The sequence below is a fragment of the Hyphobacterium sp. genome, from assembly GCF_965229905.1.
Taxonomy (GTDB): Bacteria; Pseudomonadota; Alphaproteobacteria; order Caulobacterales; family Maricaulaceae; genus Hyphobacterium.
Genome location: NZ_OZ245930.1, coordinates 1,472,352 through 1,487,756, shown reverse-complemented (window position 1 = coordinate 1,487,756; position 15,405 = coordinate 1,472,352). Strand labels below are relative to the sequence as shown.

The window sequence follows — 15,405 nt, the reverse complement described above, 5'->3', positions numbered from 1 at the left end:
TACATAGCGCGGCCCGAATTGGAGGTAATGAAACCGATGTCCGCGACCTGGGATGTCATCGTGATCGGCGGCGGCCATGCCGGCTGCGAAGCCGCGGCAGCGAGCGCCCGCATGGGCGCGCGGACGCTGCTGCTCACACATAATCCGGCGACGATCGGTGAAATGTCCTGCAATCCGGCGATTGGCGGGCTCGGCAAGGGCCATCTCGTGCGCGAAATCGACGCGCTCGACGGGCTGATGGGCCGCGTCGCTGATGCCTCCGGAATCCAGTTCCGCCTGCTGAATCGGTCGAAGGGGCCCGCAGTGCGCGGTCCGCGTACCCAGTCAGACCGGAAACTTTATCGCGAGGCCATGCAAGTGGAGCTCGCGGCGATCGACAATCTGACGATTGACGCGGCAGCCATTGAGGATCTGATCGTCGACGATGCTGGTCGCGTTACGGGAGTCTCCGCCGCCGACGGGCGCAGCTGGAGGTGTGCCGCCATCGTGCTGACTACCGGCACCTTCCTCAAGGGTGTTATCCATCGCGGCCTGGAGCGGATCCCGGCCGGCCGGTTTGGCGAGAAGCCGGCGATCGGCCTGGCCGACCGGCTTTATGGTCTTGGTCTGCGCATGGGACGGCTGAAGACCGGCACGCCGGCACGCCTGATCAAGGACAGTATCGACTGGTCCGGCCTGGACATGCAGCCTGCGGACGAAACGCCGGTGCCGTTTTCCTTCCTGACCGACGCGATTCGGGTGCCGCAGATCGCCTGCAGGATCACGCAAACGACTGCAAAGACGCACGCCATTATCGCTGACAATCTGGACCAATCTGCAGTCTATTCGGGCGGCATTTCCGGGCGCGGACCGCGTTACTGCCCGTCGATTGAGGACAAGATCCATCGCTTTGCCGACAAGGATAGCCACCAGATTTTCCTGGAGCCCGAAGGCTTGGACAGCGATTGGATCTATCCCAATGGCATCTCGACCTCGCTGCCGGACGCGATCCAGGATCAGTTCCTGCGCACCATTCCCGGGCTCGGGAATGTCGAAGTCGCACGCTACGGCTATGCCATCGAATACGATTATGTCGATCCACGTGAGCTCGACGCGACTCTCGAAGTGCGCGCTGCGCCCGGACTCTATCTTGCCGGCCAGATCAACGGCACGACCGGATATGAGGAAGCCGCGGCGCAGGGCCTGATGGCCGGACTGAATGCAGCGCGTCGCGCCGCCGCCTCGGACCCGATCACGCTCGGGCGCTCGGACGCCTATATCGGCGTGTTGATCGACGATCTTGTGACTCGAGGTGTCAGTGAGCCTTATCGGATGTTTACCAGCCGCGCCGAATACCGGTTGTCGCTGCGCGCAGACAATGCCGATCAACGATTGACTCCTCTTGCCATGGAATGGGGTGGCGTATCTGCGGTGCGCGAGCGTACTTACCGACTCAAGCTGACTCGCCTTAATGAGGCGCGCCAGGCCTTGGCTGGACTCTCCCTGACTCCGCAAGAGGCCGGGCGTGCCGGCCTGACCATCAATCAGGACGGCCGCCGACGCTCGGCGCTCGAATTGCTCAGTTATTCCGATATTGGCTGGGAGGACATCGTCCGGCTTTCCGATGGATTTGCGGACATTCCATCGTCCATCGCCGAACAGCTTTCGATCGAGGCGGTCTACGCGCAATATATCGAGCGCCAGGAAGCCGACATCCTCGCCTTCCGCAAGGACGAGGCGATCCGCCTTCCTGCCGATTTCGATTATCGCCGTGTCGGCGGCCTGTCGGCGGAAGCCCAAGAGAAGCTCGGCGTTGTCCGCCCGGCAACGCTGGGTCAGGCCAGCCGCATTGAGGGCGTGACGCCAGGTGCTATCACCGCGATTCTGGCCCACCTCAAATCGGCCCGGAAGGCGGGCTAAGTGGCGTTCGGCCCTGAAGACTTTCAGAAAGCGACTGGTGTTTCACGTGAAACACTGGCGGCGTTTCAGCGCTGGCACGACTTGTTGGCGGAAGCAAACCGCTCCACCAACCTGGTGGGACGGTCGACGATGGACGATTTCTGGAGTCGTCATGCGCTGGACGGATTCCAGTTGATCGACCACGCTCCGCCGGGTCCGCAGCGCTGGCTCGACATTGGCGCCGGCGCCGGCATTCCCGGCGTTGCCCTTGCGCTCGCCATCGCCGATCGGCAGCTCGACGACTCCGCGCTGACCATGGTGGAATCGGTGGGCAAGAAAGCCCGCTTCATCCAGGCTTCGCTGGACGCGACCGGCGCCAAGGCGCGCGTCGAGAACTGCCGCGTCGAGGCGATCGACCGCACCGAGCGCTTCGACATTGTTACGGCGCGCGCCGTCGCAGCGCTCGACAAACTTCTGGGATATGCCTATCCGCTGTTGAAAACCGGCGGCATCGCCCTCTTTCCGAAGGGTCAGAGCTACCGTCAGGAATTGACGGATGCCCGTAAATACTGGACCTTCGACACGGAAGTTCTGCCGAGTCAGACCAGCGCAGACGGAGTCATACTCCGGCTCTCCGCGATCCGGCCGAAGAAGGGAAACCGTCATGCCCGCTGATCCGCGTTCGAAAGCGCCCAAGGTGGTCGCCATTGCCAACCAGAAGGGCGGTGTCGGCAAGACCACGACGACGATCAATCTCGGTACTGCGCTCGCTGCCGTCGGTAAGCAGGTTGTGATCCTTGATCTCGACCCGCAGGGCAACGCCTCCACCGGCCTCGGCGTGCCGCCAGCGGACCGCAAGGTCACGACGTATGATGTGCTCGTCGGCGAGCAACCTTTGGAGCGCGCGCTCGTTGACACACTCGTGCCGAACCTCGCACTGGCCCCTTCGGATCCGGATCTCTCGGGCGCCGAACTCGAATTGGCCGCTGCGCCGCGCCGCTCCTACCGGATGCGGCATGCGATCGACCGATTGCGCAAGCGCTTGGCTGACGCCGGTCAGCATTGCGACTATGTCCTGATCGATTGCCCACCCTCGTTGAACCTGTTGACCGTCAATGCTTTGACAGCTGCTGACTCTGTGCTGGTTCCACTCCAATGCGAGTTCTTCGCACTGGAGGGATTGAGCCAACTCATGCGCACGATCGATCTCGTCCGCATCAACCTCAATCCGAAGCTCGCCATCCAGGGCGTCGTCCTCACCATGTTTGATGGCCGTAACAATCTGTCCGGCCAGGTCGAGGCAGATGTGCGCGAACATTTCGGCGACCAAGTCTACAAGACACTGATCCCGCGGAATGTCCGGGTGTCCGAAGCGCCCTCCTTCGGCAAGCCGGTCCTGCTTTATGACCTCAATTGCACGGGCAGCCAGGCCTATCTCGCCCTCGCCAAAGAAATCGTCCAACAGGAAAAACGACAAGCTGTTGATAATGAAAGGGTTCCGGCATGAGCGCGGAACGCACGCGCGGACTCGGAAAGGGTCTTTCCGCGCTTCTGAACGACGGTGATGTCCAAGAAAAAGAGGGCGATGCCGCTCGCGGCACCCGGCTGATCGCCATTGAGGATATTACGCCCAATCCCGACCAGCCACGCCGCTCCTTTTCCGGCGATGAGCTCGATGCGCTCGCCGATTCCATCGCCGAGAAGGGCCTTCTGCAGCCAGTTCTCGTCCGTCCGGCACCCGACGGTCCCGGATATCAGATCGTTGCCGGCGAACGCCGCTGGCGGGCCGCCCAGCGCGCGAAGCTGCACGAGATTCCTGTTCTCGTCCGCGATCTCACCGATCGCGAGACGCTGGAAATCGCCATCGTCGAAAACGTCCAACGCGCCGATCTCAACCCGGTCGAGGAAGCCCGCGCCTACAAGCAGTTGGTGGATCGTTTCGAGCACACCCAGGACGAAATCGCCCGCGCCGTCGGAAAAAGCCGCAGCCACGTCGCCAACATGATGCGCCTGCTCGCCCTGCCGGACCCCGTGCTGGACCATCTGGTGCAGGGGCGCTTATCCGCCGGCCATGCCCGCGCGGCTGCAACTGCACCGGATCCGGCTGCGCTGGCCGCGCAGATCATTCGCGATGGGCTTAATGTCCGCCAGGCCGAGAAGCTGGCCAAGGCGCCTGTGGGCAAGAGCGCCGCCGAAACGAGGCCGGCCAAACCGGCCAAGGACGCGGATACGCGCGCCCTTGAAGCCGATCTCTCGCATCGGCTCGGGCTTACGGTCGAAATCGATCATGGCAAGGGCCAGTCCGGCGAGGCTGGATCGGTGACGATCCGCTATACCAAGCTTGATCAGCTCGACGATATATGCCGCCGCCTGAACGCCGGCTGATCAGCCCATCTCGCTGAGATCGCCGTCGGTCTCGCCATCCGAGTCGCGATCGCGCCGCCGCCCACCGAGATTGTCGGGCTCGACATCATCGCGCCGCCGCCGTGCGCCAACGCCCAGCCCTGTCAGTCCGAGCCCGAGCGCGCCAGGGTCGCTGTCATCCGGTTCACGGGAACGAAATTTCCGCCCCGGCTTGGCGATCCAGGCATAGAGCAGCACGCATCCGATCCCCGAAACGCCAATCAGGATCAGCGCCGTCACCCAACCGTCCTGCCCTTGCGGTTCGAAGAACAGCGTGAAGACATAGGTCAGGAACAGGAACAGGCCGACCGAGACGATGAAGGCAAAGGCGCGGCGTATGGCGGACATGGCAATTCTCCTTGCCGAAGAGCCTTGCCGCCGCATGCGGCCAAATCAAGGCGTGTCTAGGCGGCGCTGTCCTTGCGCTGATAGGTCAGCGCCATGAACACGTCCTCAAGATCAGGCTCCTCGGTCCGCAGATCCGCTATTCGCGCGCCCGAAGCATTAAATTTTTCAATGATTTCCGCGACCGACTGCCGTCCGAACTTGTAGGAAACGGCCAGCTCCCCGCTGTCGCGCAGCTCCGCCTCGTGCCCCGCCAGACTCTCCGGCACGGCGCTAAGCGGCGACACCGGATCGATCACCAGCGTTTTGGTGTCCATGCGTTTCAGGAGCTCGGTCTTCGGCTCGCAGGCGATCACTTCGCCCTGGTCGACAATCGCAATCTCGTCGCACAATTCCTGTGCCTCTTCGAGATAGTGTGTTGTCAGCACAATCGTCGTCCCGGCGGCATGCAGTTCACGCACATAGGCCCAGAGCTGACGCCGCAGCTCGATATCGACGCCCGCCGTCGGCTCGTCGAGCACCAAGATGGGCGGGTTATGGACCAGCGCCTTGGCGACCAGCAGCCGCCGCTTCATCCCGCCGGACAATTGCCGGACATAGGCATCGCGCTTGTCCGTAAGGCCGACCGCGGCCAGAATTTCCTCGCTCCGCCGCTCGGATTTCGGCACGCCGTAGAAGCCGGCCATCAGCTCCAGCGTTTCGAACGGCGTAAAGAACACGTCCATATTGATTTCCTGCGGCACGATACCGATCGCGGCGCGCGCATCGCGCGGCTCCTTGTCGATATCGCGGCCCCAGATCACAGCCTGCCCCGCGGACTTGTTCACCAGGCCGGCGAAAATATTGATAAAGGTCGACTTGCCCGCGCCATTCGGCCCCAGCAGGCCGAAAATCGAACCGCGCTTGATGCGCAAAGTCACGCCTTTCAGCGCTTCCTTGCCACCGGCATAGGTCTTCTTCAGATCAACGGCTTCAAGCGCATGGTCGGGGAGGTCGGTCATGGCACATGTCCTGATTGACGCTTCGGGGTCGGAGCCATAACTATGCGGCGCATACCCGCCTGTCTATCGGAGCCCTGACATGACCGCACCGCAACCGCCCGAGATCCTCGTGACGGACCAGCACCGCGTGTCCTGTGACGGTGGCGGCGGCGCACTCGGCCATCCCAAGGTATATTACGAGATCGACCGCGATACCGGCTATGCCGAATGCGGCTATTGCGACCGCCGTTTTGTCTTGCGCGGCGGTCCGGCGCACGCCGGCGACTAGCCCGGAAACATGGCCCGTAGCTCCGCCCAGAATATCGGCCTGGTCACGGGTCTCCTCCTCGCTCTCGGACTCCAGCTCTTACCCCTGCCCGACGGACTCTCGCGCGAATCCTGGTTGCTCGCTTCGCTGGCCTTGCTGATGGCTACCTGGTGGGCGACCGAAGCCATCCCGATCGCGGCGACGGCGCTTGTCCCGCTCGCACTGTTTCCCTTGCTGGGGATCAATTCGGTGAGCGCAACGGCAAGTCCCTATGCCAGCCCCATCGTCATGCTGCTACTCGGGGGGTTCATCATCGCGCTGGCGGTGGAGCGGTGGAATCTCCACACCCGCATCGCGCTCAATGTGGTGAAGGTTTTCGGCGGCCGCCCGTCCTTTCTCGTCTTCGGCTTCATGACCGCCGCCGCGCTCCTCTCCATGTGGATTTCCAACACGGCAACGACGATTATGATGATCCCGATCGCGCTGCGCGTCGCGCAGGAAGTGATGAAGGAGGGCCATGCCAGCCCGCACTTTCCGGTCGCGCTGGCGTTGGGCGTCGCTTATGCCGCCTCGGTGGGCGGCGTCGGTATCTTTGTCGGTACGCCGACCAATCTCATCGCCATCGGATTTCTCGAGGCCGAGTTCGGCCGAACCATCGATCCGGTCACCTGGTCGATGATCGGCTTGCCCGCCGTCATCCTCTTTATCCCGATCATGTGGTTCATTCTCACCCGCTTCGCCTTCAATCTGACCAGCAAGGTCGACAGCGCCGCCGCGCGCCGCATCGTCGAGGACGATCTCAAGGCGCTCGGCGGCATCACCGCGCCGGAAGCGCGTGTCGCCATCCTGTTTTCAATCGTCGCAGCGCTGTGGATGGGCCAGGCCTATCTCTGGAACCCGCTACTGGGCTGGATCACCGAGGCGCTCGATCTCTCGATCACGCTTCGCGTGTCCAACACCCAGATCGCGCTCCTGGGCGCGCTCTTTGCCTTCCTCATTCCGGCCGGCGCGCAAGGTGCCGACAGGGGCCGCATGCTGATGGACTGGGAAGATACCGCTCGTCTGCCCTGGAATGTCATCGTCCTCTTCGGCGGCGGGCTGTCGCTGGCCGCCGCGCTGACCGCCACCGGTCTCGCCGACTGGCTGGGCGGACAGATGAGCTTTCTCGCCGCCTTTCCGGCACCGCTCCTCATCTTCTGCCTCGTCCTGATGGTGATCTTCCTGACCGAGCTGACCTCGAACGTCGCGACCACCTCGGCCTTCTTGCCTGTCCTCGCGGCGATGGCGGCCGGCGCCGGCTTCCCCGCCGAGCGCCTCATCGTGCCGGTGGCGATTGCCGCCAGCTTCGCCTTCATGCTGCCGGTGGCCACCGCGCCGAATGCGATTGTCTATGCTTCAGGCGCGGTCACTCAAGGTCAGATGATGAAGGCGGGCGTACGCCTGAATCTTGCCGGTGCGGTGGTGATCGCGGCGCTGGGCGCCCTCTTGGGACCCGTGGTGTTTCCGGGGTGAGATCGCCACCGATGGTTCAATAAAATCCGTCATCCCCGCGAAAGCGGGGACCCAGTTGCGCCTTCTCCATCGGCACGCCCTGAGCCAACCAGCCGTCAGCATTGCCGCTGCGCCGACTGCGCGCCTGTCATTACGGCGTCACCGTGGCTCTGGTTCCCCGCTTTCGCGGGGATGACGTGTGGGAGAAGACGAGATTTCCCCTCCCCCTTGTGGGGAGGGGTAGGGGTGGGGGTATTCCGTAGCTTGGTTCACCCCACCCCGCCGATCCTGAAGGATAGCCGACCCTCCCCAGCAAGGGGAGGGGAAAGCCAAGGCCGACCCCGCCTTACAAGCCATGCCGGCCAGTCTTTCGCGCCGGGTTGTCAGCTCAAGGGTGAAACCGCGAAGCGGCACTAGCGCGCCCGTGACCTGAAAACCTGGCGCCGAAAAAATCTCGGCAAGGCATGAAAGGTCATCTCTGTTCGCAGATTCCCTTCGCGAATGCCCCATACGTCATCCCCGCGAAAGCGGGGACCCAGTTGCGCCTTCTCCATCGGCACGCCCTGAGCCAACCAGCCGTCAGCATTGCCGCTGCGCCGACTGCGCGCCGGTGTGCGGCGCGTCACCGTCACTCTGGGTCCTGACTTTCGTCAGGATGACGGGGAAAAGAGCGGTGCCCAAATAGAACGGCACGAATCGAGCCGTTCGGCAGGCCCCAGCCGCACCCGCCAATTGCCTCACCCCGCAACCCCGCCTAGCTTGACGCTCCAGCGAGGAAGGACGGCAAAATGGCGGTGGAACGCAAAGTCGACGAGACCTCTCACGTCTATCTGATCGACGGCTCCGGCTATATTTTCCGCGCCTATCACGCCTTGCCGCCGCTGACCCGCTCGGACGGCACGCCGGTCGGCGCGGTGCAGGGCTTCTGCAACATGCTCTGGAAGCTCCTCGAAGATCTTAAGGGCGAGGACGAGCCGAGCCATCTCGCCGTGATCTTCGATTATTCCGGCAAGTCTTTCCGCAACGACATCTATCCCGAATACAAGGCCAACCGGCCGCCGCCGCCGGAAGACCTCGTCCCGCAATTCTCCATCATCCGCGATGCCACCCGCGCTTTCGGGGCGCCTTGTATCGAGATGGAGGGCTTCGAGGCCGACGATCTGATTGCCACCTATGCCCGCCAGGCCGAGGCCAAGGGCGCCAAGGTCACCATCGTTTCCTCCGACAAGGATCTGATGCAGCTGGTCGACAACAACATCACCATGTTCGACACGATGAAGAACAAGCGCATCGGCCCGGACGGGGTGGTCGAGAAATTCGGCGTCGGCCCCGACAAGGTGATCGAAGTGCAATCGTTGATGGGCGATTCCACCGACAATGTGCCCGGCGTGCCGGGCATCGGTCCGAAGACGGCGAGCCAGCTCATCGAGGAATATGGCGATCTCGAAACGCTCCTGTCGCGCGCCGAGGAGATCAAGCAGAATAAGCGCCGCGAGAACCTCATCGAATTTGCCGAAAAAGCGCTTATTTCCAAGCGATTGGTTACACTCAAGACCGATGTCGAGGTGGAAACCGGCCTCGATGCCTTCGGCACAGCCGACCCGGAGGCCGAGACCCTGGTGGCGTTTCTGAAATCCATGGAATTCCGCACCATCACCCGGCGGGTGGAAGAGGCGCTGGGCGCGCCGGCAGCGGATCCGACCGGCGATGCAACCGCGCCCATCGACCGTTCGAAATACGAATGCATCACGACGATGGCCGATCTCGAAAACTGGATCGCCGCCAGCCACGCGGCCGGGGTCATCGCCGTCGACACCGAGACCGACCGTCTCTCTGCCGTGGCGTCCAGGCTGGTCGGCATCTCCCTCGCCACGCGGCCGGGAAAAGCCTGCTACATCCCGCTCGATCACGGCACGGCCGGCGATCTCTTGGGCGGCGGCGAGCGGCCGGACCAGATCGCGATGGACGATGCCATCGCCGCGCTCAAACCGCTGCTCGAGGACCCCTCTGTCCTCAAGGTCGGCCAGAATATCAAATACGACCTCGCCGTCCTCGCCCGCTATGGCATCAATGTCGCGCCCTATGACGACACCATGCTCCTCTCCTATGTGATGGAAAGCGGGCTGCACGGCCATGGCATGGACGAATTGTCCGAACTGCATCTCGGCCACACGCCGATGAGCTTCAAGGAGGTCTGCGGCACCGGCAAGAGCCAGATCAGCTTCGCCGAGGTCGATCTGGCCATGGCCACCGAATACGCCGCTGAAGACGCCGATGTGACCCTGCGCCTCTGGGAAATTCTCAAGCCCAGCGTCGCGGGCAAAAGCAAGGCCACGCTGTATGAAACGATCGAGCGGCCGATGCCGAAAGTGCTCGCCGACATGGAGCGCGCCGGCATCAAGGTGGACAAGGCGCAGCTGGCGCGCCTGTCCTCGGACTTCGCCCAGAAAATGGCCGAGCATGAGGATCGCGCGCACGACCTCGCCAGCTCGAAATTCAATCTCGGCAGCCCGAAACAGCTCGGCGAGATCCTGTTCGGTGAAATGGGTCTGCCTGGCGGCAAGAAGACCAAGACCGGCGCCTGGTCGACCGATGTCTCCGTACTCGAAGGCCTCGCCAATGACGGCCATGAATTGCCGCAGGCCATCCTCGCCTGGCGCAGCGCGGCGAAGCTGAAATCCACCTATTCCGATGCGCTCGGCCAGGCGATCAATCCCGACACCGGGCGGGTCCACACCTCCTTCTCGCTGGCCGCGACCTCGACCGGGCGCCTGGCTTCGTCCGATCCCAACCTGATGAACATCCCGATCCGCACCGAGGAGGGGCGCAAGATCCGCGAAGCCTTCATCGCCGAGCCCGGTAATGTGCTGGTTGCTGCCGATTATTCTCAGATCGAATTGCGCCTGCTCGCCCATATCGCCGACGTGTCGGCGCTGAAGGATGCGTTCAAGCGCGGCGACGACATCCACGCGCTCACGGCGTCGGAAATGTTCAACCTGCCGGTCAGGGACATGGACCCGATGGTCCGGCGCCAGGCCAAGGCCATCAATTTCGGCATCATTTACGGGATTTCCGCCTTCGGCCTCGCCAACAATCTCGGCATCGACCGCGACGAGGCGAAAAGCTTCATCGACAAGTATTTCGAGAAATTCCCGGGCGTGAAGACCTATATGGACGCCAAACGCGAGGAGGTTCGCGACAAGGGTTATGTCGAGACGATTTTCGGCCGCCGCGCGCACCTGCCCTCGATCAAGGACAAGAATCCGAACATGCGACAGTTCGCCGAGCGCCAGGCGATCAATGCGCCGATCCAGGGCTCGGCCGCCGATATCATCCGCCGCGCCATGATCCGCCTGCCCGGCGCGATCGACAAGGCCGGGCTCGACGCGCGCATGCTGTTGCAGGTACATGACGAGCTGGTCTTCGAAGTGCCGGAAAACCAGGCCGACGACCTCATTGCGCTTGCCAAGGACGTCATGTCGAAAGCCGCCGGCCCGGCTATCGAGATATCGGTCCCGCTCGACGTGGACGCCAATGCCGGCGCCCATTGGGGCGAAGCGCATTAGCGCGCCCACCCGTCTTCCTTCGATTTAATCGGAGCATCTCGATGAACGGCACTTTGCATTGAGACCCTCCGGTCACCCACTTTCGTGAGTGCAGGCAAGCCGGAGGGAGGCGGGGATTTTGAGAAAAGGACTTCTTTACCCTCCCCCTTGTGGGGAGGGGTAGGGGTGGGGGTTTTTCAGCACGGCGATACAGCAATCACCCCACCCCGCCGATCCTGACGGATCGTCGACCCTCCCCATCAAGGGGAGGGGAAAAACGCGCCGCTCAAATCAACACACCCGTCATCCTCCGGCTTGACCCGAGAACCTTCCTCACCCGCCATGCTAGATGATCGCCATCGTGCAGCGCGACAGGCAGACCAGCTTGCCCTCCTCCTTTTGCTGGGCGTGACCACTCCATTGCCACCCTCTCACCTCATCTTGAGGTGGCGGCGGCGCCGCCCTCGAAAGACGAGAGACCACCCGCTTTGCATGGTTCGGGGCTGGTCTGACCCCGCTTTCGCGGGGGCAAGCGGCCAGCGCCTCACCATGAGGTGCGTTTTTGGTTTCGCGGCCTTCTCTCCCCATCAAGGGAAGGGGAAGGGGCCGACTATTGGAACAATTCCCCCGTCATCCCGGGGTGAGCGTTAGCGAGAACCCGGGATCCACTCCGTAACGTTGAAGGCCCGGCACGGGTCCCGGATCAGGCTCTGCCTGACCGGGATGACATACTCGTTCAGCTTCTTCGCGACGCCGCCTCACCCGCCGGTCTTGATGATCGCCATCGTGCAGCGCGACAGGCAGACCAGCTTGCCCTTCTCATTGGTGATGCGGATCGTCCAGACCTGCGTCGTCCGGCCCATCGACTCATTTTTCGCCTCGCCATAGACGAAACCGTCGGAAACCGGGCGCAAATGGTTGGCATTGATCTCCATGCCGACCGCGGCATGGGTTGCGGGATCGACGGTGCAATAAGCGCCGACCGAGGCCAGCGTTTCAGCCAGTGCCACGGAAGCACCGCCGTGCAACAGGCCGAAAGGCTGGTGCGTGCGGTGATCGACCGGCATGCGGCCACGCACCCAGTCATCGCCGGCTTCGATGATTTCGATGCCGATGGCATCCGCCATGGTCTTGCGGTCGCTGAATTGTACTTTCTCCAGCGGAAACGCCCCGCCATGCCAGATCGCCGCCATTGGCTCGCCTCCTGCATCTATTGGGGCAAATATAAGCATGCCGCCACGGCGGATCAGGTCCGCAATGCAGAATGAGGTCTATTCGGAAACGGCGAGCGGTTGGACGCTACCAGCGCGAGACGACCGAGAAGGCGGCAAAGCCTTCGGTTTCTTCCCACTCATCGACGCCATAGCGATAGGCCCAGTCGCGATGTACATAAGCCAGCGCTAGGTCCGTGCTGTCATTCATGCGGTAGGCGACACCGGCCTGGATATCGCCGATCACCGTGTAGGGGGTGATGTCGATCGCCCGCATCGGACGGCGGAATTCCTGGGTGTCATAGAACAGCGCCTGGCGTTCGGCTGCAGCGAACAGATACCAGCGCGATTTCGACCCGCGCCCATCGCCGATCCGCAACCGCGCACCCACGCGCGCCTCCGTGCCTTCCGGTGTCAGCGCGACACCGGCATAGGGTGTCACTACCGTATCGCCGGCCGTGTTCGCGACCGGTGCGGCCACGCGCACCGTTGTCGTCGGCCGGATCACATCGTCCTCGGTAAAGGAATTGCGCTGGAAGGCCTCTTCGACAGAGGTCTCTCCCTCGATCACCAGCTCGCCGGGACCGGGCGGGTCGGCCAGCACGAACCGCGTCCGCGAGCTGGAGAAATCATCGCGATAGTTTTCGCGCACGCTCATCACAGCCGTGGCGGTACGCGCCGTCGCGGCCGAAACCTGCGGTACGGGATCGGTCCTAAAGGAGGCCAGCACAGCGGACTGTGGATCCCAATCGGGCGCCTCGGAACCGGCCGGTCCGACCATGCCAATGGTCAGCCCGCCAAGCGCGACGCTGCCAGCACAGATGATCTCGATCGTCCGCTTCATCAACTCTCCCCTTACGCATAAGTTAACAGGAAAGCCGGGAGAGGTCACCTTCAATTGCGAGAAATATTTGTTCGCGTGTTAGGCGAACCGGTTAGCATCGTTGCGCTTTTTGGATCAGGACTTGTACCGATATGACCTATATCGACCCCGAACGCTCCGCCTTTGACACCTTCAAGTCGCTGCCACGCGACGAGCCGGTCGAGATGCTTAATCTCATCCGCCTGCGCGACAAGGCGGATTATCCCGACGGCCGTGCTGCCACCGGTGCTGAAGCCTATGCCGAATATGGCCGCCGCAGCGCGCCGATTTTCCAGCGTGTGGGTGGAAGAATTGTCTGGCGCGGCGAACCGCGGCTGGTGCTGATTGGACCGGCCGACGAGCTCTGGGACATCGCCTTTGTCGCCCACTATCCGGCAGCCGCCGCTTTTCTCGAAATGGTGACCGATCCACTCTATCAGGCCGATGCGGTACCGCATCGCCGGGCCGCGGTCAGCGACAGCCGCCTGATCCGTCACGCGCCATCGACAGGCGAAAACCGCTTCGGCTAGTCAGCGAGCTTGAGCAGATCGCCAAGGCCCATATTGCCGTAAATTCCCTTGGTGATCTTGGCGGCGTAATCATTGTAGCCGACTACCGGATCGCCCATTCCGATCTTGTCGACAGGCGTCCTGAAAGGCCGTTTGCCGCGCGGCATGGCGATCAGATCGCGTACGGCATCGGCAACAATCTGCGGGTCCTGTTGCGGATTGGCGGCCAACAATTCCGCGAACCTTTCGCCGGCGGCCGTTTTGGCTTCGGCAAAGCCGCCATACTGGCGTTCGCGGTCAGCGTCGGACGGGCTCAACAAGTTGGCGCCGAATTCCGTCGGAAAACCACCCGGCTCGATCAGGACCGACTCGATTCCGAACCCGGACAACTCGGTGCGGTAATTTTCGGCGAGCGCTTCCAGAGCCCACTTGCTTGCATTGTAGGGACCGTAGTAGGGCAGCGTGATGCGTCCGAGCAGGCTGGAGATGTGAACCAGCAGGCCCGACCCCTGCGACCGGAAGGTCGGCAGCACGGCGCGGTTCATTCGCTGGACGCCGTAGACATTGACATCAAAAAGCCGATGGAGGTCATCCGCCGTAAAGGCTTCCGTGACACCATTCACGCCAACGCCCGCATTGTTGATGAGGACGTCGAGCCCGCCTAGCGCCTCAATCGCCGCCTGCGTTCCCGACGTCACGCTGTCATCGTCCGTCACATCGATCTCGGCAATCGTCGCGCCCAGTTTTTCCAGATCTTCGGCCGCCGGTTTGTTTTTGCCCGATGCGCCCCGCATCGACGCAGCGACTTCATGTCCATCGGCAATCAGGCTTTGGGTAAAGAGGCGCCCAAAGCCGGAGCTGGCGCCAGTGAGCAGGATCTTCATGGAGATCTCCCCAATAGGTCTGCGCCGCCACACCATAGCGCGGCACAGCCCGCCCTATGTAGGCACTCGCCTGAGAGATGGAACAATCGAACCGGAAATTCCCGAAGTCGCGACGGTGTGGCCGCCGAAGCCCTGACGGCGACAATGCCGATGGAGCGGCCGAGTTCAGCGGGGATTATGCGGAAACCAGGGAAAGAATCCGCTGGTCCGCCGGACATAGTCGGCATAGCCGGGCCGGCGCTCGGCCATGCCGCGCTCCAGCAGCGGCGCGCCGCTCCATTTGATCAGCGTCCAGCTCAGGAACAGCGGGCCCGGCAAAGCCAGCCAGCCCCAAGGGGCTTCGGCGGCAATCAGGAACAATCCCCACCAGGTACAGAAATCGCCGAAATAATTGGGATGGCGCGTATAGCGCCACAGCCCGCGATCCATCACCTTACCGGCATTGGCCGGGTCCTTCCGGAAGCGTTCGAGCTGATAATCGCCGATACTCTCGAAGGCGATCCCGAAGATCGCGAGCCCGATTCCCGCCATGCCCAGTAGGCCGAAACCCTCGCCGAACTGGCCCAGCTGCACCGGCAGGCTGACCATCCACATCAGGACGGATTGCGGCAGGAAGACCAGGACAAGGCTCGCCGCCGCGAATCCCAGCCCGCGGTTCTGCGCCCGCTGGAACAGGCTGGCATAGCGCCGGTCCTCGCCCTCGCGCTGCCAGCGGCCGAACAGATGCAGCCCCAGCCGCAGCCCCCAGATCACGCACAGCCCGGTCACCACCAGCTGGCGCTCCAGATCGCCGGCATGCAGCCACAGGCTGGCAATGGCGATCACCACCATGCCGAGCGCCCAGAAGGCGTCGACAAAGCTGGCATCCCGGATCCGCAGCGCAACCAGCCACAGCGCCAGAAACAGCACCACGGCAAGGCCGAGATTGATCCCGGCCAGCAGATGCATTGTCATATTGTCCATTGCGTCCTCCCCTGATCGTGCAATCTAGCGTGATTTGCCGATCCGTCATGCCGCTCCGGTTTGACG

At 62.9% G+C, this 15,405-nt stretch carries 14 protein-coding genes; 8 read left to right on the top strand and 6 right to left on the bottom strand.

Going from position 1 to position 15,405, the window contains the following annotated elements; genetic code table 11:
• Positions 1 to 36 precede the first annotated feature (36 nt).
• From mnmG to ACO08C_RS07485, 4 genes are read left to right on the top strand one after another with little or no spacing between them, the layout of a single operon-like run.
• Positions 37 to 1,899: a tRNA uridine-5-carboxymethylaminomethyl(34) synthesis enzyme MnmG gene (mnmG, locus tag ACO08C_RS07500; protein WP_421788665.1), complete on the top strand. Its 1,863-nt coding sequence runs from the start codon at positions 37 to 39 to the stop codon at positions 1,897 to 1,899.
• A complete protein-coding gene (gene rsmG, locus ACO08C_RS07495) occupies positions 1,900 to 2,553 on the top strand; it encodes a 16S rRNA (guanine(527)-N(7))-methyltransferase RsmG (RefSeq protein WP_421784527.1) in 654 nt (217 codons plus the stop codon).
• Complete coding sequence (locus ACO08C_RS07490) at positions 2,543 to 3,385, top strand: ParA family protein (protein ID WP_421784525.1); 843 nt, start codon at positions 2,543 to 2,545, stop codon at positions 3,383 to 3,385. Before rsmG ends, ACO08C_RS07490 begins: the two co-directional genes overlap by 11 nt.
• Positions 3,382 to 4,263 carry a ParB/RepB/Spo0J family partition protein gene (locus ACO08C_RS07485; protein ID WP_421784524.1) on the top strand — a complete coding sequence of 294 codons (882 nt, stop codon included), beginning with the start codon at positions 3,382 to 3,384 and terminating at the stop codon, positions 4,261 to 4,263. The genes ACO08C_RS07490 and ACO08C_RS07485 overlap by 4 nt, the downstream gene beginning before the upstream one ends.
• Here the strand turns inward: ACO08C_RS07485 and ACO08C_RS07480 are convergent, their stop codons facing one another.
• A complete protein-coding gene (locus ACO08C_RS07480; RefSeq protein ID WP_421784522.1) occupies positions 4,264 to 4,629 on the bottom strand; it encodes a hypothetical protein in 366 nt (121 codons plus the stop codon).
• Between the two features lie 56 nt (positions 4,630 to 4,685).
• Positions 4,686 to 5,627 (bottom strand): ABC transporter ATP-binding protein, encoded by a 942-nt coding sequence (locus ACO08C_RS07475; RefSeq protein ID WP_421784521.1) that lies wholly within the window; start codon positions 5,625 to 5,627, stop codon positions 4,686 to 4,688.
• Positions 5,628 to 5,706: 79 nt separating this feature from the next.
• Here ACO08C_RS07475 and ACO08C_RS07470 point away from each other — a divergent pair, with 79 nt between their 5' ends.
• The 3 genes from ACO08C_RS07470 to polA all read left to right on the top strand — a co-directional run bounded on the left by ACO08C_RS07470 (position 5,707) and on the right by polA (position 10,931).
• The gene (locus ACO08C_RS07470; protein ID WP_421784519.1) at positions 5,707 to 5,895 is read left to right on the top strand and encodes a zinc-finger domain-containing protein; all 189 of its coding nucleotides are present in this window, start codon (positions 5,707 to 5,709) and stop codon (positions 5,893 to 5,895) included.
• A 9-nt stretch (positions 5,896 to 5,904) separates the two neighbouring features.
• Entirely contained in the window at positions 5,905 to 7,386 is a 1,482-nt protein-coding gene (locus tag ACO08C_RS07465) for an SLC13 family permease (protein WP_421784517.1), read from the top strand.
• Positions 7,387 to 8,153: 767 nt separating this feature from the next.
• Entirely contained in the window at positions 8,154 to 10,931 is a 2,778-nt protein-coding gene (polA, locus tag ACO08C_RS07460) for a DNA polymerase I (RefSeq protein ID WP_421784516.1), read from the top strand.
• A gap of 737 nt (positions 10,932 to 11,668) precedes the next feature.
• Here the strand turns inward: polA and ACO08C_RS07455 are convergent.
• Both ACO08C_RS07455 and ACO08C_RS07450 read right to left on the bottom strand, forming a co-directional pair.
• Positions 11,669 to 12,103 (bottom strand): hotdog fold thioesterase, encoded by a 435-nt coding sequence (locus ACO08C_RS07455; protein WP_421784514.1) that lies wholly within the window; start codon positions 12,101 to 12,103, stop codon positions 11,669 to 11,671.
• Between the two features lie 106 nt (positions 12,104 to 12,209).
• Positions 12,210 to 12,965, bottom strand: a complete 756-nt coding sequence (locus ACO08C_RS07450; protein WP_421784512.1) for a hypothetical protein — start codon at positions 12,963 to 12,965, stop codon at positions 12,210 to 12,212.
• Between the two features lie 131 nt (positions 12,966 to 13,096).
• Between ACO08C_RS07450 and ACO08C_RS07445 the strand changes: the two genes are divergently transcribed.
• Positions 13,097 to 13,513, top strand: a complete 417-nt coding sequence (locus tag ACO08C_RS07445; protein WP_421784510.1) for a DUF1330 domain-containing protein — start codon at positions 13,097 to 13,099, stop codon at positions 13,511 to 13,513.
• Here ACO08C_RS07445 and ACO08C_RS07440 read toward each other — a convergent pair.
• A complete protein-coding gene (locus ACO08C_RS07440) occupies positions 13,510 to 14,376 on the bottom strand; it encodes an SDR family oxidoreductase (RefSeq protein WP_421784508.1) in 867 nt (288 codons plus the stop codon). The genes ACO08C_RS07445 and ACO08C_RS07440 overlap by 4 nt on opposite strands.
• 165 nt (positions 14,377 to 14,541) lie before the next feature.
• Positions 14,542 to 15,339: a DUF1295 domain-containing protein gene (locus ACO08C_RS07435; protein ID WP_421784506.1), complete on the bottom strand. Its 798-nt coding sequence runs from the start codon at positions 15,337 to 15,339 to the stop codon at positions 14,542 to 14,544.
• Between the last annotated feature and the right edge of the window lie 66 nt (positions 15,340 to 15,405).